A 24,370-nucleotide genomic window follows, 5' to 3' on the forward strand; every position below is an offset into this window, starting at 1 on the left:
CCAATCGAAGACGTATTCTCAATCTCAGGTCGTGGTACAGTAGTAACAGGCCGTGTTGAGCGTGGTATCATCAAAGTTGGTGAAGAAGTTGAAATCGTTGGTATCCAAGCAACGGCTAAAACAACTTGTACTGGCGTTGAAATGTTCCGTAAACTGCTGGACGAAGGTCGTGCGGGTGAGAACGTAGGTGTTCTGCTGCGTGGTACTAAGCGTGAAGAAATTCAACGTGGTCAAGTACTGGCAAAACCAGGTTCAATCAAGCCACACACTCAGTTCGAGTCAGAAGTTTATATCCTGAGCAAAGATGAAGGTGGTCGTCATACTCCATTCTTCAAAGGTTACCGTCCACAGTTCTACTTCCGTACAACTGACGTAACCGGTACTATCGAACTGCCAGAAGGCGTAGAGATGGTAATGCCAGGTGATAACATCAACATGATCGTTACCCTGATCCACCCAATCGCGATGGATGACGGTTTGCGTTTCGCAATCCGTGAAGGTGGCCGTACAGTAGGTGCGGGTGTTGTTGCAAAAATCATTGCATAATCACAACCCACTTTAGTGAAAAGGGCATCTATAGGATGCCCTTTTTATACTTGAAATAATTCAAGACGCATTTAATTGATGGTGCAGTTAGTACTATCAATAACGTGGTGTCTGGGATTTTATCGAGTATAACGTTGTAAAATTAAGAACCTATCTCATCAATAGTTGTTGAAATTATTGGTGAGATAGGCTCTGAAACAACGAAATATCAACTGTATCAGCAGCTTTGTGCAGTTATATGAGATTTATTAAGGTTTTGCTCAGAAGATATGGTATATTTTACCGTTGCCAGATTTAGAAATTCGTTTTCATAAATAAAATGGCAAAAAATTTGCTGGGCATGCTAGAAATGGCCTGTGAAATAGATAGTGCGAACGTATCGGCCTGTCTTTTAACTTTGCAGGTGTTGTCAATGATACCCCTTTCTGACGTAGCAAGCTTGGCTGGTAGTATATACCCCAAATAATTCGAGTTGCAGGTAGGCGACAAGCGAAGATAGGCGGGGAGCATAGATAAACTATGTGACCCGGTTAGCTGAGCGTAGTCAACACCGCTGCAACTTGAAGAATTGAGGGTATATAAGGGATATGTTGGCATATTCTATTGGTTCGGTCAGCTGGTCTTACATTTGTAAGCTAGCGGGCTTTATACATACTTCATGGTAACAGGTTGAATTATGAGTGCGAATAGCGAAGCTCAAGGAAGTGGACGCGGTGTAGACGTCTTTAAGTGGGTCGTGGTTGCGGTCCTGCTAATGATTGCTATAGTTGGCAACTATTACTTCCGTCAATATAATCTCGCGCTGCGTGCTTTTGCTGTTGTGGTTGTTGTCGCCATTGCAGGTGCTGTCGCTTTGTGGACCACAAAGGGCAAACAAACATTAGCGTTTGCGCGTGAAGCTCGCATTGAAATGCGAAAAGTGATTTGGCCAACTCGCCAAGAAGCATTACAAACGACTTTGATTGTTGCTGTAGTAACGGCTGTTATGTCGTTAATACTGTGGGGATTAGATGGTATCCTAGTACGTTTAGTTTCGTTTATTACAAGCCTGAGGTTATTCTAAATGTCAGATTCACCTAAAAAGCGCTGGTATGTGATTCAGGCTTTCTCTGGTTTTGAAGGCCGTGTAGCGCAGTCCCTGCGCGAACATATCAAATTACATGGTATGGAAGACTCTTTCGGCGAAGTTATGGTACCAACGGAAGAAGTTGTTGAGATCCGTAGTGGTCAGCGCCGTAAGAGTGAACGTAAGTTTTTTCCAGGCTATGTATTAGTTCAAATGGTTATGAATGATGAGTCATGGCACTTAGTACGTAGCGTACCTCGTGTTATGGGCTTTATCGGTGGAACTTCGGATCGCCCTGCACCAATTAGTGATAAAGAAGTTGATGCGATTATGAATCGCCTGCAACAAGTTGGTGATAAACCACGTCCGAAAACCTTGTTTGAGCCGGGTGAAATGGTTCGTGTTAGCGATGGTCCATTTGCTGACTTTAACGGTGTTGTGGAAGAAGTGGATTATGAAAAGAGCCGCTTGAAGGTCTCTGTATCTATTTTCGGTCGTGCGACGCCTGTCGAGTTGGATTTCAGCCAAGTCGAAAAAGCATAGTCTTAGCGACAAAACTGGCTTGCAAAAGGTGTGAAATTTATCTATAATTTCGCGCCTTTTGTTTTTTACGTTACGCAAAATTAGCCGTAAAAGTTAATTTGCGGGGCGTGTTAATTAACGGGGAGCCTATTATTTAGGCGCTATTACCCATCTAGAGGAAATATTCATGGCTAAGAAAGTACAAGCCTACGTCAAGCTGCAAGTTGCAGCTGGTATGGCTAACCCAAGCCCACCGGTTGGTCCAGCACTGGGTCAACAAGGTGTGAACATCATGGAATTCTGTAAAGCGTTCAACGCAAAAACAGACAGCCTAGAAAAAGGCCTGCCAATTCCTGTTGTTATCACAGTTTATGCAGACCGTTCTTTCACTTTCGTTACTAAGACTCCTCCTGCGGCAGTTCTGCTGAAAAAAGCAGCTGGCGTTAAGTCTGGTTCTGGTAAGCCGAACAAAGACAAAGTAGGTAAAGTGACCTCTGCTCAGATTCGCGAAATCGCTGAAACTAAAGCTGCGGACATGACTGGTGCTGATGTTGACGCTATGATGCGTTCAATCGAAGGTACTGCTCGTTCCATGGGCCTGGTTGTGGAGGATTAATCAATGGCTAAACTGAATAAGCGCATGCGCAATATCCGTGAAAAAGTTGATGCAACTAAACAGTATGACATCAATGAAGCCGTTGCTCTGCTGAAAGAATTAGCGACTGCTAAGTTCGTAGAAAGCGTTGACGTTGCTGTTAACCTCGGCATCGACGCTCGTAAATCTGACCAGAACGTACGTGGTGCTACTGTACTGCCACACGGTACTGGCCGTTCAGTTCGCGTTGCTGTCTTTACTCAAGGCGCAAACGCAGAAGCTGCTAAAGCAGCTGGCGCTGAGCTGGTTGGTATGGAAGATCTGGCTGATAAAATCAAAGCTGGCGAAATGGATTTTGACGTTGTTATTGCTTCTCCAGATGCAATGCGCGTTGTTGGCCAATTAGGTCAAATCTTAGGCCCACGTGGTCTGATGCCAAACCCGAAAGTTGGTACTGTAACGCCTAACGTTGCTGAAGCAGTTCAAAATGCTAAAGCAGGTCAGGTTCGTTACCGTAACGACAAAAACGGTATTATCCACACTACTATCGGTAAAGTTGACTTTGATGCTGACAAACTGAAAGAAAACCTAGAAGCACTGCTAGTTGCGCTGAAAAAAGCAAAACCAGCTTCTGCTAAAGGTGTTTTCATTAAGAAAGTTAGCCTGTCTACTACGATGGGTGCTGGTGTTGCTATTGACCAATCAGGTCTGTCAGCAGCAGTTTAATACCTTAGCTGATAGCTAATTTGGTAATTAAACTTTACCTTTGCGTCAGATTTGTATAAAATCTGACGCCTTGAGTTTGTTAGTGCTATTTAAAGTGTTAGCAAACCACGAATTTCGGTATGGAGTCTGGCCTTTCCAGACCCCGTCCAAGACCGCAGGTGTGGTTCTTAGTTATTAATAACTACTTAATTTACCTGCGTAGACGGTGACAGAGATACCCAGAATTTTATTTTGGCTTCTGCTCACCGTGTTTTAGCGCCCTACACATGTCGTGTTTGGGTGATGTGAGTCCCGGGGTTTCCCGGTTAATCCAGGAGCAAGAAGCTAATGGCACTAAATCTTCAAGACAAACAAGCGATTGTTGCTGAAGTCAGCGAAGTAGCCAAAGGCGCGCTTTCTGCAGTTGTTGCTGATTCACGCGGCGTAACTGTAGCAAAAATGACTGAACTGCGTAAAGCAGGTCGCGAAGCTGGCGTTTATATCCGTGTTGTTCGTAACACACTGATCCGCCGTGCTGTTGAAGGAACTTCTTATGATGTTCTGAAAGACGCGTTTGTTGGTCCAACCTTAATTGCTTTCTCTAACGAACACCCGGGCGCTGCTGCTCGTCTGTTCAAAGAGTTCGCGAAAGCGAATCCAGCATTTGAGATTAAAGCTGCGGCCTTTGAAGGTGAGTTAATCCAAGCGAAAGATATCGATCGTCTGGCAACACTCCCAACTTACGAAGAAGCAATCGCACGCCTGATGTCAACCATGAAAGAAGCCGCTGCAGGCAAACTGGTTCGTACTCTGGCTGCTCTGCGCGATCAGAAAGAAGCTGCATAAGCCCTTTCCTTCGTTGCTTTTTAACGTATAAACTATTTCTGAATTTTAGGAACACTTGTTATGTCTATCACTAAAGACCAAATCCTTGACGCAGTTGCTGAAATGTCTGTAATGGACGTTGTTGAACTGATCACTATGATGGAAGAAAAATTCGGCGTTTCTGCTGCTGCTGCTGCTGTAGCTGTAGCTGCGGGCCCAGCTGAAGCTGCTGAAGAAAAAACTGAGTTCGACGTTGTTCTGTCTGCTGTTGGCGGTAACAAAGTTGCAGTTATCAAAGCAGTTCGTGGTGCAACCGGTCTTGGCCTGAAAGAAGCTAAAGATATGGTAGAATCTGCGCCAGCAGTTATCAAAGAAGCTGCTAGCAAAGACGAAGCTGAAACTCTGAAAAAATCTCTTGAAGAAGCTGGTGCTTCTGTTGAGCTTAAATAAGTTCAGTTTTCAGTTTGCAGCCTAACTTAAAGGCTGATGGCTGGTGATTTTTTAATCACCAGCCTTTTTGCGCTGTAAAGCGTGATTGGGTGTTAACAGCTTTTTCACGCAATTTTGATGTTAACAAACCCTCCAATACTTCTTTCTATTGACGACTTAATATACTGTGTTCTCAGCTACGACCCGCTCGGGTAGCTCGGTAGTCAGAGTGGCACAATGAAATGATTTAAGAGTAATAGCAATGAGTATTACGGAAAGTGTTCATTTTCCATTTCAAAAAATAGCGTTAGCGATGCTGTCCTTATGGACGGACAGAGTGGGTCACTGATCAGCGAGCTGAGGAACCCTATGGTTTACTCCTATACCGAGAAAAAACGTATTCGTAAGGATTTTGGTAAACGTCCACAAGTGTTGGATGTACCTTATCTCCTTTCTATCCAACTTGACTCGTTCCAGAAGTTTATCGAGCAAGATCCTGATGGTCAGAACGGGCTGGAAGCAGCATTCCGTTCTGTGTTTCCTATTCAGAGCTACAGCGGCAATGCTGAGCTGCAATATGTCAGCTACCGCCTAGGTGAGCCTGTTTTTGACGTTAAAGAATGTCAAATCCGTGGTGTCACGTACTCTGCGCCATTGCGTGTTAAGTTGCGCCTCATTGTTTATGAGCGTGAAGCACCTGAAGGCACCGTAAAAGACATCAAAGAACAAGAAGTCTACATGGGTGAAATTCCACTCATGACCGAAAACGGTACTTTCGTTATTAACGGTACTGAGCGTGTTATCGTTTCTCAGTTACACCGTAGCCCAGGTGTGTTCTTCGACAGCGACAAAGGTAAAACACACTCATCAGGTAAAGTCCTGTATAACGCGCGTATTATCCCTTACCGTGGTTCATGGCTTGATTTCGAATTCGATCCGAAAGATAACCTGTTTGTACGTATTGACCGTCGCCGTAAATTACCAGCGACCATTATTCTGCGTGCAATGGATTACAGCACTGAAGACATCTTAAACCTGTTCTTCGAAAAAACTGTTTTCCAAATCCGTGACAACAAACTGATGATGACGCTAGTTCCTGAGCGTCTACGTGGTGAAACGGCTTCGTTTGATATCGAAGCAAACGGCAAAGTCTATGTAGAAAAAGGCCGTCGTATCACTGCTCGTCACATCCGTTTACTGGAGAAAGAAGAAGTCAACAGCATTGAAGTGCCTGTTGAATACATCGCCGGTAAAGTGGTCGCAAGAGATTACATTGATGAAAGCACTGGTGAGCTGATTTGTGCAGCAAACATGGAACTTTCATTAGATATGTTGGCACGCCTGAGCCAGTCTGGTCATAAAACAATTGAAACATTGTTTACTAACGACCTAGACCACGGTGCTTATATCTCTGAAACCGTTCGTGTCGACCCAACGAATGACCGCCTGAGTGCATTGGTAGAAATCTACCGCATGATGCGCCCTGGTGAGCCACCAACTCGTGAAGCGGCTGAAAACTTGTTCGATAACCTGTTCTTCTCTGAAGACCGTTACGACTTGTCTGCGGTAGGTCGAATGAAGTTCAACCGTTCACTGGGCCGTGATGAAATCGAAGGTTCAGGTATCCTGAGTGAAGAAGACATCATTGATGTGATGCGTAAGCTCATTGATATCCGTAACGGTAAAGGCGAAGTCGATGATATTGACCACTTAGGTAACCGTCGTATTCGTTCTGTTGGTGAAATGGCAGAGAACCAGTTCCGTGTAGGTCTGGTCCGTGTTGAGCGTGCAGTGAAAGAGCGTCTTTCTCTGGGCGATCTTGATGCACTGATGCCACAAGATATGATCAACGCGAAGCCAATTTCTGCGGCAGTGAAAGAGTTCTTTGGTTCCAGCCAGTTGTCTCAATTTATGGACCAGAACAACCCACTGTCTGAAATCACGCATAAACGCCGTATCTCTGCGTTAGGCCCAGGTGGTCTGACTCGTGAGCGCGCGGGCTTTGAAGTACGTGACGTTCACCCAACTCACTACGGTCGTGTATGTCCAATCGAAACGCCTGAAGGTCCGAACATCGGTCTGATCAACTCATTGTCTGTTTATGCACAGACCAACGAGTATGGTTTCCTTGAAACCCCTTACCGTTTAGTTCGTGATGGTATCGTTACTGACGAAATTCACTATCTGTCTGCAATTGAAGAAGGTAACTTCATCATTGCACAGGCAAACACCGTATTAGATGAAGATGGTGGTTTCGTTGAAGAACTGATTACTTGTCGTAACCATGGTGAATCAAGCTTATTCAGCCGCGATCAGGTTGAATATATGGACGTTTCGACTCAACAGGTGGTTTCTGTTGGTGCGTCACTGATCCCATTCCTTGAACACGATGATGCTAACCGTGCATTGATGGGTGCGAACATGCAACGTCAAGCGGTTCCTACTTTACGTGCTGACAAACCATTAGTCGGTACAGGTATGGAACGTGCAGTAGCGGTTGACTCCGGTGTAACTGCGGTTGCAAGACGTGGTGGTTCAGTTCAGTACGTTGATGCGTCACGTATCGTTATCAAAGTTAACGAAGACGAGATGTATCCAGGCGAAGCTGGAATCGACATTTATAACCTGACTAAATATACCCGTTCTAACCAGAACACCTGTATTAATCAGATGCCTTGTGTATCGTTAGGTGAACCAATCGAACGTGGTGACGTGTTAGCTGATGGTCCTTCAACTGACCTTGGTGAATTGGCACTTGGACAAAACATGCGCGTGGCATTTATGCCATGGAATGGTTATAACTTCGAAGACTCCATCCTTGTTTCTGAGCGTGTTGTTCAAGAAGACCGTTTCACAACGATCCATATTCAGGAACTCTCTTGCGTGTCTCGTGACACCAAATTAGGGCCTGAAGAAATTACTGCTGACATTCCAAACGTCGGTGAAGCTGCACTCTCTAAACTCGATGAGTCTGGTATTGTGTATATCGGTGCTGAAGTTAAAGGCGGCGATATCCTAGTTGGTAAAGTGACACCTAAAGGTGAAACTCAACTGACTCCAGAAGAGAAACTGCTGCGCGCAATCTTCGGTGAAAAAGCGTCTGACGTTAAAGACTCTTCTTTACGTGTTCCTAACGGTGTTTCCGGTACAGTTATTGATGTACAGGTATTTACTCGTGATGGCGTAGAGAAAGACAAACGTGCGCTTGAAATCGAAGAAACTCAGTTACGTGAAGCGAAAAAAGACTTAACTGAAGAGCTACGTATCTTCGAAGCAGGTCTGTTTGCACGTATTCGTTCTGTACTGGTTAACGGCGGAATTGAAGCTGAAAAACTGGATAAACTGCCTCGCGATCGTTGGTTAGAGCTGTCTCTGGCTGATGAAGAGAAACAGAACCAGTTAGAGCAATTAGCTGAACAGTACGACGAACTGAAATCTGAGTTCGAGAAAAAACTCGATGCGAAACGTCGTAAGATCACTCAAGGTGATGATCTGGCTCCAGGCGTACTGAAAATTGTTAAGGTTTATCTGGCTGTTAAACGTCAGATCCAACCGGGTGATAAAATGGCGGGTCGCCATGGTAACAAAGGTGTTATCTCAAAAATCAACCCAGTTGAAGACATGCCTTACGATGAAAACGGTAACCCTGTAGACATCGTTCTGAACCCGCTGGGCGTACCATCACGTATGAACATCGGTCAGATTCTGGAAACCCACTTGGGTATGGCAGCGAAAGGTATTGGTGACAAAATCAATGCTATGCTTAAACAGCAGCAAGAAGTTGCTAAACTGCGTGAGTTTATCCAGAAAGCCTACGATCTTGGTGATGACCCACGTCAGAAAGTCGATTTAAATACTTTCTCTGACGATGAAGTTATGCGTCTGGCTGAGAACCTGAAAAAAGGTATGCCAATCGCAACACCAGTGTTCGATGGTGCGAAAGAGTTTGAAATTAAAGAACTGTTGAAACTGGGTGGTCTGCCAACTTCAGGTCAGATTACATTGTTCGATGGTCGTACTGGTGAGAAGTTTGAGCGTCAAGTAACTGTTGGTTACATGTACATGCTGAAACTGAACCACTTGGTTGACGATAAGATGCACGCCCGTTCTACAGGTTCTTATAGCTTGGTTACTCAGCAGCCGCTGGGTGGTAAAGCGCAGTTCGGTGGACAGCGTTTCGGGGAGATGGAAGTGTGGGCACTGGAAGCATACGGTGCAGCCTATACGCTCCAAGAAATGTTGACTGTTAAGTCGGATGACGTTAACGGCCGTACGAAGATGTATAAAAACATCGTCGATGGTAGCCATCAGATGGAACCAGGTATGCCGGAATCCTTCAACGTATTGTTGAAAGAGATCCGTTCACTGGGTATCAACATCGAACTGGAAGACGAGTAATTCGTTTGTACCGGAAGGCGAATTTCGCCTTCCGGCCAGTAATAAGTACTGGGATTAGGGGAGAGCGGCAGGGGCCACTCACCTGACAGGTCTAACTCCGACAGGAGCCATTTTGTGAAAGACTTAATTAAGTTTCTGAAAGCGCAAACCAAGACCGAAGAGTTTGATGCGATCAAAATTGCTCTGGCATCACCTGATATGATCCGTTCATGGTCATTCGGTGAAGTGAAAAAGCCAGAAACCATTAACTACCGTACGTTCAAACCTGAGCGTGACGGCCTTTTCTGTGCGCGTATTTTCGGGCCAGTAAAAGACTACGAATGTCTGTGCGGTAAGTACAAACGTTTAAAACACCGTGGTGTGATTTGTGAGAAGTGTGGCGTTGAAGTCACTCAGACTAAAGTTCGTCGTGAGCGCATGGGTCATATCGAACTTGCTTCTCCGACTGCACATATCTGGTTCTTAAAATCACTGCCATCCCGTATCGGTTTGCTGTTAGATATGCCTTTGCGCGATATCGAACGTGTTCTGTACTTTGAATCATATGTGGTTGTTGAAGGCGGTATGACTAGCCTTGAACGCGCACAGATTCTGACAGAAGAGCAATACTTAGATGCGTTGGAAGAGTTCGGTGATGAATTTGACGCGAAAATGGGTGCGGAAGCAATCCAAGGTCTGCTGAAAAACCTCGATCTTGAAAACGAGTGTGAAACACTGCGTGAAGAGTTAAATGAAACTAACTCTGAAACGAAGCGTAAGAAGCTGACTAAGCGTATTAAATTGCTAGAAGCGTTTATTCAGTCTGGTAACAAACCAGAGTGGATGATCTTAAACGTTCTGCCAGTTTTACCACCTGATCTACGTCCATTAGTTCCACTGGATGGTGGTCGTTTCGCGACATCAGATCTGAACGATCTGTATCGCCGCGTAATTAACCGTAATAACCGTCTGAAGCGTCTTCTGGATCTGGCTGCGCCAGACATCATCGTACGTAACGAAAAACGTATGTTGCAAGAAGCGGTTGATGCACTGTTAGATAATGGTCGTCGTGGTCGTGCGATTACAGGTTCTAACAAACGCCCTCTGAAATCTTTGGCTGATATGATCAAAGGTAAACAAGGTCGTTTCCGTCAGAACTTGCTTGGTAAGCGTGTTGACTACTCTGGTCGTTCGGTTATCACAGTAGGTCCATACCTGCGTCTGCACCAATGTGGTCTGCCTAAGAAAATGGCTCTTGAACTGTTCAAACCATTTATCTATGGCAAGCTAGAACTACGTGGTCTGGCAACAACCATCAAAGCAGCGAAAAAAATGGTTGAGCGCGAAGAAGCGGTTGTTTGGGATATCTTGGATGAAGTTATCCGTGAGCACCCAGTTATGCTGAACCGTGCACCAACACTTCACCGTCTGGGTATCCAAGCGTTCGAGCCAATTTTGATCGAAGGTAAAGCTATCCAATTGCACCCATTGGTTTGTGCGGCATATAACGCCGACTTCGATGGTGACCAAATGGCGGTACACGTTCCTCTAACTCTGGAAGCTCAGTTAGAAGCACGTGCGTTGATGATGTCAACCAACAACATTCTGTCACCAGCAAGTGGTGAGCCTATCATCGTTCCTTCACAGGACGTTGTTTTGGGTCTTTACTACATGACTCGTGACTGTGTAAACGCGAAAGGCGAAGGCATGGTTTTGGCCGGCCCTAAAGAAGCTGAGCGTGTTTACCGTTCAGGTCATGCATCACTGCATGCCCGTGTTAAAGTCCGTATCACTGAAGAAGTGAAAGACGGTGAAGGTAACATTACGATTAACACTAGTTTAGTTGATACTACTGTTGGTCGTGCAATTTTATGGATGATCGTACCGAAAGGCCTACCTTATTCGCTGGTTAACCAAGCGTTAGGTAAGAAAGCGATCTCTAAAATGCTGAACACTTGTTACCGTGTACTGGGTCTGAAACCGACTGTTATTTTTGCTGACCAAATCATGTATACCGGTTTTGCCTACGCGGCACGTTCTGGTGCATCGGTTGGTATCGACGATATGGTTATTCCTGAGAAAAAAGCAGGGATCATCGCAGAAGCCGAAGCAGAAGTTGCAGAAATTCAGGAGCAGTTCCAGTCTGGTCTGGTAACAGCTGGTGAACGTTATAACAAAGTTATCGATATCTGGGCAGCGGCAAACGAACGTGTTGCTAAAGCGATGATGGAAAACCTGTCTACTGAAACGGTGATTAACCGTGACGGTGAAGAAGAGCAACAGGTTTCTTTCAACAGTATCTTTATGATGGCCGACTCCGGTGCTCGTGGTTCTGCTGCGCAGATCCGTCAGCTAGCGGGTATGCGTGGTCTGATGGCTAAGCCAGATGGCTCAATCATCGAAACACCAATCACGGCAAACTTCCGTGAAGGTCTGAACGTTCTTCAGTACTTTATTTCTACGCATGGTGCTCGTAAAGGTCTTGCGGATACCGCATTGAAAACAGCGAACTCCGGTTATTTGACTCGTCGTTTAGTTGACGTTGCACAAGACTTAGTAGTGACTGAAGATGACTGTGGTACTCACGAAGGTATCCTGATGACTCCGGTTATCGAGGGTGGCGACGTTAAAGAACCACTGCGTGAGCGTGTATTGGGTCGTGTAACAGCAGAAGATATCCTGATCCCAGGTACTGCTGACATCCTAGTTCCACGTAATACACTGCTACACGAAAAATGGTGTGACCTGTTAGAAGAGAACTCTGTTGACAGCGTTAAAGTCCGTTCAGTCGTTAGCTGTGAAACTGACTTCGGTGTATGTGCTCACTGTTATGGTCGTGACCTTGCTCGTGGTCATATCATCAACAAAGGTGAAGCTATCGGGGTTATCGCAGCACAGTCAATCGGTGAGCCGGGTACACAGTTGACGATGCGTACGTTCCACATCGGTGGTGCGGCATCTCGAGCGGCGGCTGAATCTAGCATTCAAGTTCGTAACTCAGGTACACTGAAGCTGTTCAATGCGAAGTACGTAACTAATTCAGAAGGCAAACTAGTTATTACTTCACGTAATACTGAATTGCGTCTGATCGATGAGTTCGGTCGTACGAAAGAAAGCTATAAAGTACCTTACGGTGCGCATCTAACTAAAGGTGATGGTGCGGCAGTTGCAGGCGGTGAAACCGTTGCTAACTGGGATCCACATACAATGCCAGTTGTCAGTGAAGTATCCGGTATTATCCGTTTCTCTGACATGATTGATGGTCAAACAATGACCCGTCAGACTGATGAATTAACCGGTCTGTCATCAATTGTTGTATTGGATACTGCTGAGCGTACAAGTGGTGGTAAAGACTTGCGTCCTGCATTACGTGTTGTTGATGCAAATGGTAACGATGTTCTTATTCCTAACACTGATATGCCAACCCAATACTTCTTACCGGGTAAAGCAATTGTTCAGTTAGATGATGGCATCGCGATCAACGCGGGTGATACTTTAGCACGTATTCCACAAGAATCTGTGGGTACTAAAGATATCACGGGTGGTCTGCCACGCGTAGCTGACTTGTTTGAAGCACGTCGTCCGAAAGAGCCAGCAATTCTGGCTGAGATCAGCGGTATTATCTCGTTCGGTAAAGAAACCAAAGGCAAACGTCGTTTGGTTATTACCCCACTAGATGGTAGCGATCCGTACGAAGAGATGATCCCTAAATGGCGTCAGCTCAACGTGTTTGAAGGTGAGATCGTTGAACGTGGTGATGTAGTTTCTGATGGTCCAGAATCTCCACATGATATTCTGCGTCTGCGTGGTGTACATGCAGTAACACGTTATATCACTAACGAGGTTCAGGAAGTTTACCGTTTACAAGGCGTTAAGATTAACGATAAGCACATTGAAGTTATCGTCCGTCAGATGCTACGTAAAGTCACTATCGCGGATGCAGGAAGCTCTGAATTCCTCGAAGGTGAGCAGGTAGAATATTCACGTGTTAAAGTATCGAATCGTAAACTGGAATCTGAAGGTAAGATTTCTGCTAAATTCGATCGCGACCTGTTGGGTATTACGAAGGCATCTCTGGCAACAGAATCCTTTATCTCAGCAGCATCGTTCCAAGAAACAACACGCGTACTGACAGAAGCTGCGGTTGCAGGTAAACGTGATGAACTTCGCGGTCTGAAAGAAAACGTTATTGTTGGTCGTCTGATCCCAGCGGGTACTGGTTTTGCGTATCACCAAGATCGTATTCGTCGTCGTCATCTGAATGATGTTGTGGAAGCTCCACAAGTTAGCGCAGATGAAGCAACGGCTAACTTAGCTGAACTGTTAAATGCAGGTTTCAGCAGCGATAATAATTAAGACTCGTTAGTCTGATTAGAGCGCAATAATAGAACCGGTGCAATAAAATGCACCGGTTTTTTTATGTTTAAAACTTATTTTCAATAATCATCCTAACCGATGGTAGTAAATATCATTAGATAACCCATTAATAATCTCTCGGTAGTGGTAATCTTAATTTATGCAGATGAATTTTATACTGAGTTATTTATTTTAGCTTTCTATTTTTCTGTTATATATATGGAAAGTGGCCTTATAAATTAAGGAATAAATATTAAAATTAAAAGAATGACTATTTGAATAACATAACGCATAATCTCACACTGGAATATTAATATTCAGTGTTATCATTAAAATTTGCCATCGTGCTAGTAGTTATTCATTTTTTGAAAATTTAATAAGTGTTAAATTAGGAAAATACGCTATAAAGAGGAATGACTCTCATTGTATTTTAAAAATTAAGTTTTATGCGTATATTTAAAAACGGTTGTAATAATATTTTAGTCCGACTATTAAATTTTAGTGGGAATAAATCTTTTTTCTGCATAACCTATTAATAATAATGGTTTTATGGTCTTTTTTGAGGGCCGCTATAAGAAACTAGATAAATTGTCAAAGGCAGAGCCTGAGAAATGATTAACATTAATAGGATGTACGGCTCAAACGGGTTCTTTTGTTTCTTTGGATTTATTTTAGTGGTAAATCTATTAATTTAAAAATTATATATATAAAAACATTGTCGATAATAATTCTGTTTTTATATTTCACAATTAAATTAACAATATTTTGTTAAATTTTGAAAACGCATTCTATTAATTGTGGAGTGATTGTTTGCGAGAATAAATTAATAATGCTCATCCTCAACTAGCAATTGAGGGATTATGTAACTTCATTCAGAAATACATCATCATAATATTTTAATTCAATATATTTGAAACTATAAAATTCAAAGGAGCATCATTATGAATAAAAATATAGATAGTAGTGACAATAAGGTTAATTCTTTTATTTCTGATATGCCTTCTGCTGCCGCTGCTTATTTATCAACTACGATGAAGGGAAGTCAAACAGCTCAATTAGTGACTGGAAATGGTGCAATCGCATTAGATTTAGTCGTTGTTATTGATACGAGCGGCTCAATGTCTGATGAAGCAAGCGACCTTAGTAAGCAAATTGATGCCGCAATTGAAAAAGCATCAGCAAATTGCCCATCTCGTTTACGTGCGACATTTTTAGGTATTGAAGGGACATGGGCTGGTACAAAGTTTGATCAATCAGCAAGTGAGTATCTGATCAAGTTGGGGGTTAATGAACGTGATCTACAGGCTAGGCTGCCGTTTAGAGAATCAGATGGACGAGATCATGCTGGAAATAAAGAAGATCTTTGCCGAGCTGTTATTGATATTAGCAAACACTTTGATTGGCGTGATGATGCACGTAGAGCGATTTTTGTTTTAGGTGATGAGGGAATGGAGGGAGGTGGTGGAATTTTGACTCGCGCTGCGATAGCGAAAAACAATGAGGCCATATCTGTGGCTCAAGAAGCAGGGGTTAAGGTTTATACTTATCAAGGGACGCCAGATGATAGCCCAACAAACCTTGATCGTTTTCCCACCCTTGCGGATAGAGACAATGTGACAAGGGAATATGAACGTTTGGCAAAAGAAACCGATGGGCGTGCATATATTTACACGACAGGTATCGCCAATTTTGTGTTAGTACTGGAAGAAGTACTGTGTGATAGCCTGACACCACCAGTTTTACCGCATAAAGACTCTGTAGATTGCAATTCTGTGTGTGAACAACTGCCAAATATCATTGCAGCTGTGAATAAAATGTCGGACATAGTCAATCGTACAATTGATTCTTGCTGCGGAAAAGAGAGTCGTAATTATCTGGATCAGTACGGTAAACGTTAAACTCAAATAAATAGAAAAAGGGGGAAGTATTTCCCCCTCTGATATTTTTCAATAGAACTATGATCAGTAAAATAGACCGATAATTGCGCAGTGGATCACGAATCCAACCATGAGTGGTACAGCGGTTCGCTTGACGACATCAAATGGTTGCAGTTTAGCCCCACTTGATACGGCAATAATGACCCCTGCAACGGGTGACATACCACGACCCATATGGGAAGCCTGTTGCATTGGTAAGATCATTGCAATTGGATTTGCCCCCATGCTATGTGCGATCTGTGGGATCAATTCCACAAAGGCCAAGAAAGGTGCATTACCTGATCCCATGATGATTGCCGCAGCTAAGGTGACTAATGCAAATACCAGCGCCATTGCAAATGGCGGTAAGCCAACAGATTCAGCCATCAAAATCAATTGGTCAATCGCACCACTGACTTTGATACCATGTGCAAACACCCCAGCAGCAACCAGTAAGCCAACTACGTTACTAAAGGCATGACCCATACCATTTAAAAAGTGTTGGAAGCCATTACACACTGATTTGAAGTCGCGAAGACGTAGTGTTTCGAGCAGCATACAAATTGCCATCGCAATCAGTACAATAGTCACCACATCAAGATGGATCCCTTCAAAAAACAGGTTTGAAGAGCCAACGGCCATGATGATCGGTAGCATAGGTAAGATAGCGTAATACCCTGGAATGCTTTTTTTACTATCTTCTTTTTCATGAGATAGTACTGCTTTACCGATTTCAGGAATGAAGCCAGCCTTGCGGTCACAGTGGCGTTGCCAGAAAATATGCGTGATACCGACAGCTAAAACAGTTGCAAGCGCTGCGGGACCTTGATAATACAGCACATATTCAACGACAGACATATCAACGGCTTTTGCACCACGGATCGCATCAATCGCTGTTGGCGTATAGGCCACACCTAATGACGTTGCAATCACCCCCGCAGCAGATGCAGGCGATAAGCCAAGCCCAATCATGATTGGGAACATGGTTCCCATCAATAGTACGGCTAAGCCTGTTGCTGACGGAATGGCCAGTTGTAGGATACTAGCAAGCAGAAAGGAGAAAAATAGCAGTACATATGGAGAACGCATATTTTTCAGCGGCTTAGTTGCCACTCGCACAACGGCTTCATTAGCACCGATGTGATCCATATAATGGGCAAAACCCATTAGTGCCATGATCATTAATCCAAGATCTGCTGCGCGGCTACTAAACAGATCACGCATAACTTCAAATGGATCAAGCCATGTTAGGCCTGTGGATGCTACATTCTTGGGGAGAACAGGCCCCCAGCCGAGCGCTAAAGTAAAGATCATCAATACTAAACCTGCAATAAATAACACAGGTTCAGCTTTGTAACCTTTAAGGATAAAGCGCGCGACCAAAACAACGATAATGAGAACCGTTAGAATTGGGATCATGCTTTAGCTCCTGGTTTGAAGCGTTCAGCGGTGATCTGGACTACCTGTTTTAGTACATCACTGGCAGCATAGAGTGATTTAACGGGTAAATATTCATAGATTGAATGGAAGTTATGTGCACCAGTAAAGATATTTGGGCACGGTAAACCATTTTGTGACAGAGCTGCACCGTCATAGCCGCCACGCATTGGGATCACTTTAGGTGTAATACCACAGGCTTGATAAGCATCAACCGCAATATCAATAGGGTAACGGTTTTCACCCTGCAAACTGTTATAAACGTTTGAATAGCGATCGGCGAGCGTACAAGTCACGCTTTCTTTACCCCATAAATCTTCACAGTGATTTGCCAATTTTTTCAAAAATGCCATGCGGGCACGGTAGCCTTCTTCTGTGAAATCACGCACATCCATTTTTAAGACCGTTCGTGCGCTATTACCAGACATCTGTTTGACCCAGTAATAACCTTCGCGGCCTTCTGTATATTCAGGTGCTTCTCCCCCAGGTAACATGGCTATAAACTTTTGTGCCATCAATAATGAATTGATTAATTTACCTTTTGCTGACATGGGATGAGCAGATTTACCTGTAAAAACGATTTCAACATCACCTGCGTTCCAGTTTTCATACACTAATTCGCCAATACCACAACAATCGAGGGTATAAGCAAAGTCAGCACCAAACTCTGGTACGTCAAAGGCTTTTGCACCACGTAAGCCTTGTTCTTCATCAGGAACAAAGCCAATTTTGATGGTACCGTGTTTAATGTCTGGGTTTTGTTTGAAATATTGCAACATGTCCATGATAGAGGCGATGGCCGCTTTATCATCAGCACCGAGTAGACTCGTTCCATCGGTCACAATAATATCGTCACCTAAGTAATCGGCTAACTCGGGAAACTCACTTTTACGTAGATAAATATTGAGTTCTTGGTTTAAGCATAGGTCTTCCCCTGTGTAAGGTAAGATTTGCGCTTTTGTATCGTTAGTTTGTTCTGCACTGGTGTCTAAATGGCCAAAGAAAGCGACTGTTGGTACATCGTAGTCAAGATTAGAAGGGAGGGTTGCAGTCACAATGGCGGTGTCGCGTAATTTAATGTCTTCGACACCGAGCGCTTCTAATTCTTGCACTAATTTCTTTGCTAAAACGCGCTGGCCTTCTGAAGATGGCATGATACCTGCCGCGCCGTTTTCCCTATTGGTGGTGGTATTAATTTGGGTATAAGAAATAAACCGATCAACAATATTCATTATTTTCATTCTCCAACATCATAATGATGAATGTATTATTTTATGATTGCGGCGATAAAAAGAGGCTTCCATTTTTATCGCAATCTTTCTTTTATCATGAATAATGATGAGACAAATAATAGGCTAATTAATTTTTTTCAAAATGCTACCGAGTATTGAAAAATGATAATTAATAGAGGACATTTTTCATCCGATGAATTAAGATATCTGGCCTTCTGTTTACCTGATTTTTCAATTAATATATCGCTATTGAAACAAATCTTCTTATGATTTGACTTAATTCTGGCACTAAGTTAGTGAATCATTCTAATTATTTTTATATTTATTAATATAATAATGATTTTTTGTAACATATTGATTTGTTGGGGTAATGCTGGGTGTTTATAATGAATTTAATAACGAATGCCTATTTTTTGTTGATGTGTTTTTGAATTGTTCGCGATGTGTATTTTGCTTTTTCTATTATTTTATAAAATCTAAATAAATAAGTTAAAAATAATCAGTGTAAATTTGACTTAAATGATAAAGAAAGGTTAATAATAAGCTATATATATTGTTGTATTTCAAATTACCGTTTTTTTTATTACCGTAGTGTGGCTATGTTAATTCATACAAATGGTATTACTCTCTCTAGTGCTAGCTGCATATTCTAAATTATTTGGCGTATAAGCGGTTTAATATTGACTCGAAGAGTCAGCTTCGTCCTTGAAGCTAACTAATGTAGTGCTCATGTTTGGTTTTCAGCATTTTTCATTTACTTATCGCCAAATGACCACTCAACATGTCGATAAGGTAAAGATAGTCTAACGACCTAAGTAACCATCCCAATCTTTCCAAACGGGTTGTAGCCCCGCGCGGATCAGTGATTGAGCGACTTGAGCGGCACTACGGTTATCGTGTGGAGAAAACTGTTCTAGCTCTGCGTGATCATCTGCATAGCCTCCCGGCTGGGTTTTTGATCCTGCACTGACGTTATTGATAGCCAAGGGAACAACGTGATCACGAAAGTAGGGGGATTCACGTGTTGAGAGAGATAGTTCTACATCCGGAGCCAGCAAACGAAATGCACAGATCAGTTGTACTAATTCAGTTTCGCTCATGAGTGAGGCAGGCTCTATACCTCCAGCGCAGGGACGTAATCGAGGAAACGAAATCGAGTAACGGGTTTGCCAATAACGTTTTTGTAGATAAATAAGGTGTTCTGCCACCATATAGCAGTCAGTACGCCAATTGTTTGATAATCCAATTAAAGCACCGAGGCCAATTTTATCGATACCGGCTTGGCCTAGGCGATCTGCGGTTTCTAATCGCCAGTGAAAGTCCTGCTTTTTACCTTTAAGATGATGCAATTGATAGGCGGGTTCATGGTAAGTTTCTTGGTAAACCATGACGCCATCTAACCCTAATGTTTTCAGTTCTGCATATTCCTCTGTGCTAAGTGGTTGTACTTCCATCATTAATGAACTGAAATAGCGGCGTATCGTAGGTAAGTGCTCGCGAAAATAATCCATGCCTACTTTTGTTTGATGCTCTCCAGTGACCAATAACAAGCTATCAAAGCCAATTTTGCGAATGGTTTCGCATTCATTGATGATTTCCGTTTTATCGAGAGTCTTACGTTTGATGCGGTTACTCATTGAAAAACCACAGTAAGTACAATCATTAGCGCATAGGTTGGATAGGTATAATGGCACATAGAAACCCACTGTATTGCCAAAGCGTTGGCGAGTTAATCGCTGAGCTTTTTGAGCCATGGGTTCAATAAATGGGCGCGCTGCTGGTGATAACAGTGCCATAAAATCGTCTAATGTAAGTGTGTCGCGAGCAAGTGCATTTTGAACATCTTGAGTGGTCTTCGCATTGATGCGTAATGTCAGATCATCCCAATCAAGCTGCTGCCAGCGTTGACGGAAACTGTTGTTCATTGTAATGCCCCCAAAAACTCAGTTAATGGGCTAGAGGCTTCGGCATGCTGTTTTGTGGCTGCTAGCCCTGCAAGTCGCGCAAACTCAGCGGCTTCTAGGGCTAATTTGAATGCTTGAGCCATGAGAACAGGATTTTTAGCCACCGCGATGGCAGTATTAACCAGTACTGCATCTGCTCCCATTTCAATCGCTTCGAGAGCATGGCTTGGAGCACCAATACCGGCATCAACGACGACAGGAACCGTTGCTTGTTCAATAATGATTTGCAACATTTCTTTGGTTGCCAGCCCTTTGTTAGTACCAATCGGCGCTCCAAGAGGCATGACCGCCGCACAACCGACTTCCTCTAGGCGACGGCAAAGAACAGGGTCGGCACTGCAATAAGGCAGAACGACAAATCCTTCTTTGACTAGTTGTTCCGCTGCAATCAGTGTTTCGACTGGATCTGGTAGCAAATATTTCACATCAGGATGGATCTCCAGTTTTACCCAATGAGTTCCCAGCGCTTCACGTGCTAATCTCGCAGCAAAAATGGCTTCTTGGGCATTTTTAGCGCCAGATGTATTTGGTAGTAACTTCACGCCGATTTCTTGCAATGGCTGCAAAATGCCATCATTGCTGCCACGTAAATCGATACGTTTCATGGCCATCGTGACCAATTGACTACCTGATGCTGAAATAGCATCTTGCATCAGAGTCGAGTTGGCAAATTTACCTGTACCTGTAAAAAGGCGTGATTGAAAAGTGACATCTGCAATTGTTAACATGTTTAGCCCCCTGCAATAGCTTGGAACAGTAAAATATTGTCTTGGTCATTCACGGTATGCGAATCCCATTGATGACGCGGAATGATGACTTGATTGATGGCTAATGCTGTACCCGCAGTAGTTTGCTGTAGAGCCGCTAATAACTGAGTCACTGTTAAGGGAGCGCTAAACTCCATCGGTTGGTCATTAATTATAAGGCGCATGTTTCTTCTCGACAGACTGGACATTCAACTGAAGGTGTCAGCTGCAATGTATTCCATTGTTGGTTTTTACCATCAAATAATCGCAACTTACCGCTGAGTGATGAAGGTAACCCAATCAGTAATTTGATTGCTTCTAGTGCCTGTAATGTACCAATCACACCAACGACAGGACCAAGTACACCCGCAGTACGGCAATTCCGCTGTGGCTCTTCTTGATCTGGATATAAACAGGCGTAACAACCGTGATTGAATGGTGGCTCAAGTACCATTAATTGTCCGCCAAAACCCACTGCGCTACCACTGACTAATGTCGTATTGGTAAGGACACACGCTGCATTGACCGCATGCCGAGTGGTCATGTTATCGCAGCAATCAAGTACTAAATCGACTTGCTTAACTAAAGGCAGTAACGTTTTCGCATCTAATTTCTGCTGTAGCACATGTGTTTTGACTAAAGGGTTTAAGTTTTTAAGCCGCTCAGAAGCGAGTTTTGCTTTTGATTGTGGAATGTCATCGGTGCTATACAGGATCTGCCGTTGCAGATTAGAAATATGCAACTCATCGTGATCTGCGAGCCATAATTCACCGACACCTGCCGCCGTTAAATAAAGTGAAGCAGGGGCACCTAAACCGCCGAGGCCAACAATTAATACTTTGCTTGCTTTGAGCTTAGCTTGCCCTTCAGGACCAACATCTTCGAGTAATAATTGACGGCTATAACGCATAAATTCTTGATCATTTAACATGATATGCTCCTTGAATTAACCGATCGGCTTGAGGCACAAGCGATCGGTTTGATTCAGGTAATCAATGATTTTCGACGAGTTGCAACAAGCTTTTGGTTGCCGCTAACCAGTCATCAGCTTTTGTGATCGCACTAACCAACGCAACACTACCTACCCCAGTTGCGAGTACCGCTGGTACTTTATCGATAGAGATCCCACCGATAGCCACAGTGGGATAATCAGGCGTTGCCTCAACCATCGATTTTAGGGTTTCCAGTCCTTGAGGGGATGATGGCATCACCTTCGTTTCAGTAGGAAAAATATGCCCCATTGCGATATAAGAAGGGCGCACTGATTTAGCGATGGCAAGTTCGTGTTCATCATGAGTTGAAACACCTAAACGCAATCCCGCTTGGTGTATCGCCACCAGATCGGTTGTTTCAAGATCTTCTTGTCCGAGATGAACACCATAAGCACCAAGTTCAACAGCCAATTGCCAATAATCATTGATAAAGAGGCGCGCGTTGTGTTGTTTTCCTAGTGCAATGGCTTGTTGGATAGCATCACGTACTTCATCATTTTGTTTGTCTTTAATACGCAATTGAATTGTAGTAACACCTGCATTTAGCAGGCGTTCAATCCATTCCACAGAGTCCACAACAGGGTACAAACCGAGATACCGTTCTGTTGGTGGAAAAGGGGTATTAGGCAATTTTTTCATCGGTCACAACCTCTGCACTGTGGTACAACTCGCTACCATGAGAGCGAAATGCTTCAGACATTTGCTCCATACCCGCTTCTTTTTTCGCGGCATAATCACGAACTTCTTGTGAGATTTTCATCGAGCAGAATTTAGGTCCACACATGGAACAAAAATGCGCCACCTTACCAGAAGCTTGCGGGAGGGTTTCATCATGATAAGCACGTGCCGTGTCAGGATCTAAGGCAAGATTGAATTGGTCTTCCCAACGGAACTCAAAACGTGCTTTAGACATGGCATTATCACGAATTTGTGCGCCGGGATGCCCCTTGGCGAGATCAGCGGCATGAGCGGCGATTTTGTAAGTGATCAGCCCTTGTTTAACATCTTCTTTATTCGGTAAGCCTAAATGCTCTTTGGGTGTGACATAACACAGCATTGCACAGCCAAACCAACCGATCATTGCAGCACCAATCCCTGAAGTGAAATGGTCATAACCAGGTGCAATATCAGTCGTCAGTGGGCCTAGTGTGTAGAACGGGGCTTCATGACAATGTTCAAGCTCTTCGGTCATATTACGACGGATCATCTGCATTGGCACATGTCCCGGGCCTTCAATCATCACTTGAACATCATATTCCCAAGCAATTTTCGTCAATTCACCTAATGTATGTAATTCTGCAAATTGCGCTTCATCATTAGCATCTTGAATGGAGCCGGGGCGCAATCCATCCCCCAATGACAAAGAAACATCATAGGCGGCGCAGATTTCACAAATTTCGCGGAAGTTTTCATATAAAAAGTTTTCTTGATGATGAGATAGGCACCATTTCGCCATAATCGACCCACCACGCGAGACGATACCGGTGAGACGTTTTGCCGTCATTGGCACATAACGAAGTAGAACACCCGCATGAATGGTGAAGTAATCGACACCTTGCTCGGCTTGCTCAAGTAGCGTATCGCGGAACATCTCCCAAGTCAGGTTTTCAGCAACGCCATTGACTTTTTCTAACGCTTGATAGATAGGAACGGTACCGATTGGTACAGGGCTGTTGCGTAAAATCCATTCACGAGTCTCATGGATATAACGGCCAGTGGACAGATCCATTACCGTGTCGGCACCCCAGCGAGTCGACCAAATCAGTTTTTCGACTTCTTCTTCAATAGAAGAGGTTACTGAGGAGTTTCCAATATTGGCGTTAACTTTGACTAAAAAGTTACGGCCGATAATCATCGGTTCTGATTCAGGATGATTAATATTGGCTGGAATGATAGCGCGACCCGCAGCAACTTCTTGGCGAACAAATTCAGGCGTAATATTTTCAGGTAGATTGGCTCCAAAGCTTTGGCCTGGGTGCTGCTGAAGTAATACTTCACCACGGATACGCTCGCGACCCATGTTTTCACGAATAGCAATAAACTCCATTTCTGGCGTGATAATGCCTTTGCGTGCGTAGTGAAGTTGAGTCACACAGTGACCAGCGAGTGCTTTTAAAGGCTGTGGACGATGATTAAAACGTAAATGGTCGAGTCCTGCGTCGGCTAAACGTTGCTGTGTGAAGTCAGAGCTTAGGCTGTCGACTTGGGTGGTATCATTTCTTTCGCGTATCCAACCTTCACGAATTTTTGTTAACCCTTTATGGACATTCAGGTCTGAAGCGGGATCGCCGTAAGGGCCTGAAGTATCATAAACAGGAACTGGCTCATTGTCTTCCAGTATAGGGTTATCTTTATCACCGCCAATCAGGGTTGGAGAGAGCTGTATCTCACGCATAGGAACCTGAATATCATCTCTTGAGCCAGTAAGGTAGATACGTTGTGAATTTGGAAATGAAACACCAGAAATGGTATTGATGAAGTCTTCAGCAGCATCGCGTTGTTGTTTACGGGTGCGAGCAGGTGCTGCTTTCGGCGAAAGATCAGTTGTAGGGATAACATTATTTTGGGACATAGCAATTTCCTGACATTGTCACGAGCAAACATATTGCTCTGGTTTATCGTAAGAAAGTTGCTTGTCTGGAGTCGGATGGAGTAATGGTAA

Annotated in this window: 18 protein-coding genes; 10 read left to right on the forward strand and 8 right to left on the reverse strand. The window is 43.7% G+C overall.

Annotated elements, in window-relative coordinates; genetic code table 11:
• The 10 genes from SC428_RS20610 to SC428_RS20655 form a co-directional block, all read left to right on the forward strand.
• A partial coding sequence (locus tag SC428_RS20610) for an EF-Tu/IF-2/RF-3 family GTPase (RefSeq protein WP_318710065.1) occupies positions 1-546 on the forward strand: 546 nt, incomplete at its 5' end.
• Between the two features lie 676 nt (positions 547-1,222).
• Positions 1,223-1,609 carry a preprotein translocase subunit SecE gene (gene secE / locus SC428_RS20615; RefSeq protein ID WP_070928482.1) on the forward strand — a complete coding sequence of 129 codons (387 nt, stop codon included), beginning with the start codon at positions 1,223-1,225 and terminating at the stop codon, positions 1,607-1,609.
• Positions 1,610-2,155: a transcription termination/antitermination protein NusG gene (nusG, locus tag SC428_RS20620; protein WP_070928484.1), complete on the forward strand. Its 546-nt coding sequence runs from the start codon at positions 1,610-1,612 to the stop codon at positions 2,153-2,155.
• Between the two features lie 166 nt (positions 2,156-2,321).
• Positions 2,322-2,750 carry a 50S ribosomal protein L11 gene (rplK, locus tag SC428_RS20625; protein ID WP_004264379.1) on the forward strand — a complete coding sequence of 143 codons (429 nt, stop codon included), beginning with the start codon at positions 2,322-2,324 and terminating at the stop codon, positions 2,748-2,750.
• Positions 2,751-2,753: 3 nt separating this feature from the next.
• Entirely contained in the window at positions 2,754-3,455 is a 702-nt protein-coding gene (gene rplA, locus SC428_RS20630) for a 50S ribosomal protein L1 (RefSeq protein WP_070928486.1), read from the forward strand.
• A 327-nt stretch (positions 3,456-3,782) separates the two neighbouring features.
• Positions 3,783-4,280: a 50S ribosomal protein L10 gene (gene rplJ, locus SC428_RS20635; protein WP_070928488.1), complete on the forward strand. Its 498-nt coding sequence runs from the start codon at positions 3,783-3,785 to the stop codon at positions 4,278-4,280.
• Between the two features lie 60 nt (positions 4,281-4,340).
• Positions 4,341-4,709 (forward strand): 50S ribosomal protein L7/L12, encoded by a 369-nt coding sequence (rplL, locus tag SC428_RS20640; protein ID WP_318710097.1) that lies wholly within the window; start codon positions 4,341-4,343, stop codon positions 4,707-4,709.
• A gap of 348 nt (positions 4,710-5,057) precedes the next feature.
• The gene (rpoB, locus tag SC428_RS20645; RefSeq protein ID WP_070928492.1) at positions 5,058-9,086 is read left to right on the forward strand and encodes a DNA-directed RNA polymerase subunit beta; all 4,029 of its coding nucleotides are present in this window, start codon (positions 5,058-5,060) and stop codon (positions 9,084-9,086) included.
• Positions 9,087-9,200: 114 nt separating this feature from the next.
• The gene (gene rpoC, locus SC428_RS20650; RefSeq protein ID WP_140182942.1) at positions 9,201-13,421 is read left to right on the forward strand and encodes a DNA-directed RNA polymerase subunit beta'; all 4,221 of its coding nucleotides are present in this window, start codon (positions 9,201-9,203) and stop codon (positions 13,419-13,421) included.
• Positions 13,422-14,416: 995 nt separating this feature from the next.
• On the forward strand, positions 14,417-15,319 hold the full coding sequence (locus SC428_RS20655; protein ID WP_318710154.1) for a VWA domain-containing protein: 903 nt from the start codon (positions 14,417-14,419) through the stop codon (positions 15,317-15,319).
• A 63-nt stretch (positions 15,320-15,382) separates the two neighbouring features.
• Here SC428_RS20655 and dcuC read toward each other — a convergent pair whose 3' ends face one another.
• From dcuC to thiC, 8 genes are all read right to left on the reverse strand, one after another.
• On the reverse strand, positions 15,383-16,756 hold the full coding sequence (dcuC, locus tag SC428_RS20660) for a C4-dicarboxylate transporter DcuC (RefSeq protein WP_070928493.1): 1,374 nt from the start codon (positions 16,754-16,756) through the stop codon (positions 15,383-15,385).
• A complete protein-coding gene (pepT, locus tag SC428_RS20665; RefSeq protein ID WP_070928496.1) occupies positions 16,753-18,006 on the reverse strand; it encodes a peptidase T in 1,254 nt (417 codons plus the stop codon). Before pepT ends, dcuC begins: the two co-directional genes overlap by 4 nt.
• Before the next feature lie 803 nt (positions 18,007-18,809).
• Positions 18,810-19,931 carry a 2-iminoacetate synthase ThiH gene (gene thiH, locus SC428_RS20670; protein ID WP_070928498.1) on the reverse strand — a complete coding sequence of 374 codons (1,122 nt, stop codon included), beginning with the start codon at positions 19,929-19,931 and terminating at the stop codon, positions 18,810-18,812.
• A complete protein-coding gene (locus tag SC428_RS20675; protein ID WP_070928501.1) occupies positions 19,928-20,698 on the reverse strand; it encodes a thiazole synthase in 771 nt (256 codons plus the stop codon). Before SC428_RS20675 ends, thiH begins: the two co-directional genes overlap by 4 nt.
• A 2-nt stretch (positions 20,699-20,700) precedes the next feature.
• The gene (gene thiS, locus SC428_RS20680; RefSeq protein ID WP_070928502.1) at positions 20,701-20,901 is read right to left on the reverse strand and encodes a sulfur carrier protein ThiS; all 201 of its coding nucleotides are present in this window, start codon (positions 20,899-20,901) and stop codon (positions 20,701-20,703) included.
• Positions 20,889-21,647, reverse strand: coding sequence for a HesA/MoeB/ThiF family protein (locus tag SC428_RS20685; protein ID WP_318710105.1), 759 nt, complete (start codon positions 21,645-21,647; stop codon positions 20,889-20,891). Before SC428_RS20685 ends, thiS begins: the two co-directional genes overlap by 13 nt.
• A 61-nt stretch (positions 21,648-21,708) precedes the next feature.
• Entirely contained in the window at positions 21,709-22,347 is a 639-nt protein-coding gene (thiE, locus tag SC428_RS20690) for a thiamine phosphate synthase (RefSeq protein ID WP_070928506.1), read from the reverse strand.
• Positions 22,331-24,280, reverse strand: coding sequence for a phosphomethylpyrimidine synthase ThiC (gene thiC / locus SC428_RS20695; protein WP_140187700.1), 1,950 nt, complete (start codon positions 24,278-24,280; stop codon positions 22,331-22,333). Before thiC ends, thiE begins: the two co-directional genes overlap by 17 nt.
• Positions 24,281-24,370 lie beyond the last annotated feature (90 nt).

Origin of the sequence: Providencia sp. 2023EL-00965, from assembly GCF_033550225.1 — a bacterium.
Classification (GTDB): domain Bacteria; phylum Pseudomonadota; class Gammaproteobacteria; order Enterobacterales; family Enterobacteriaceae; genus Providencia; species Providencia manganoxydans.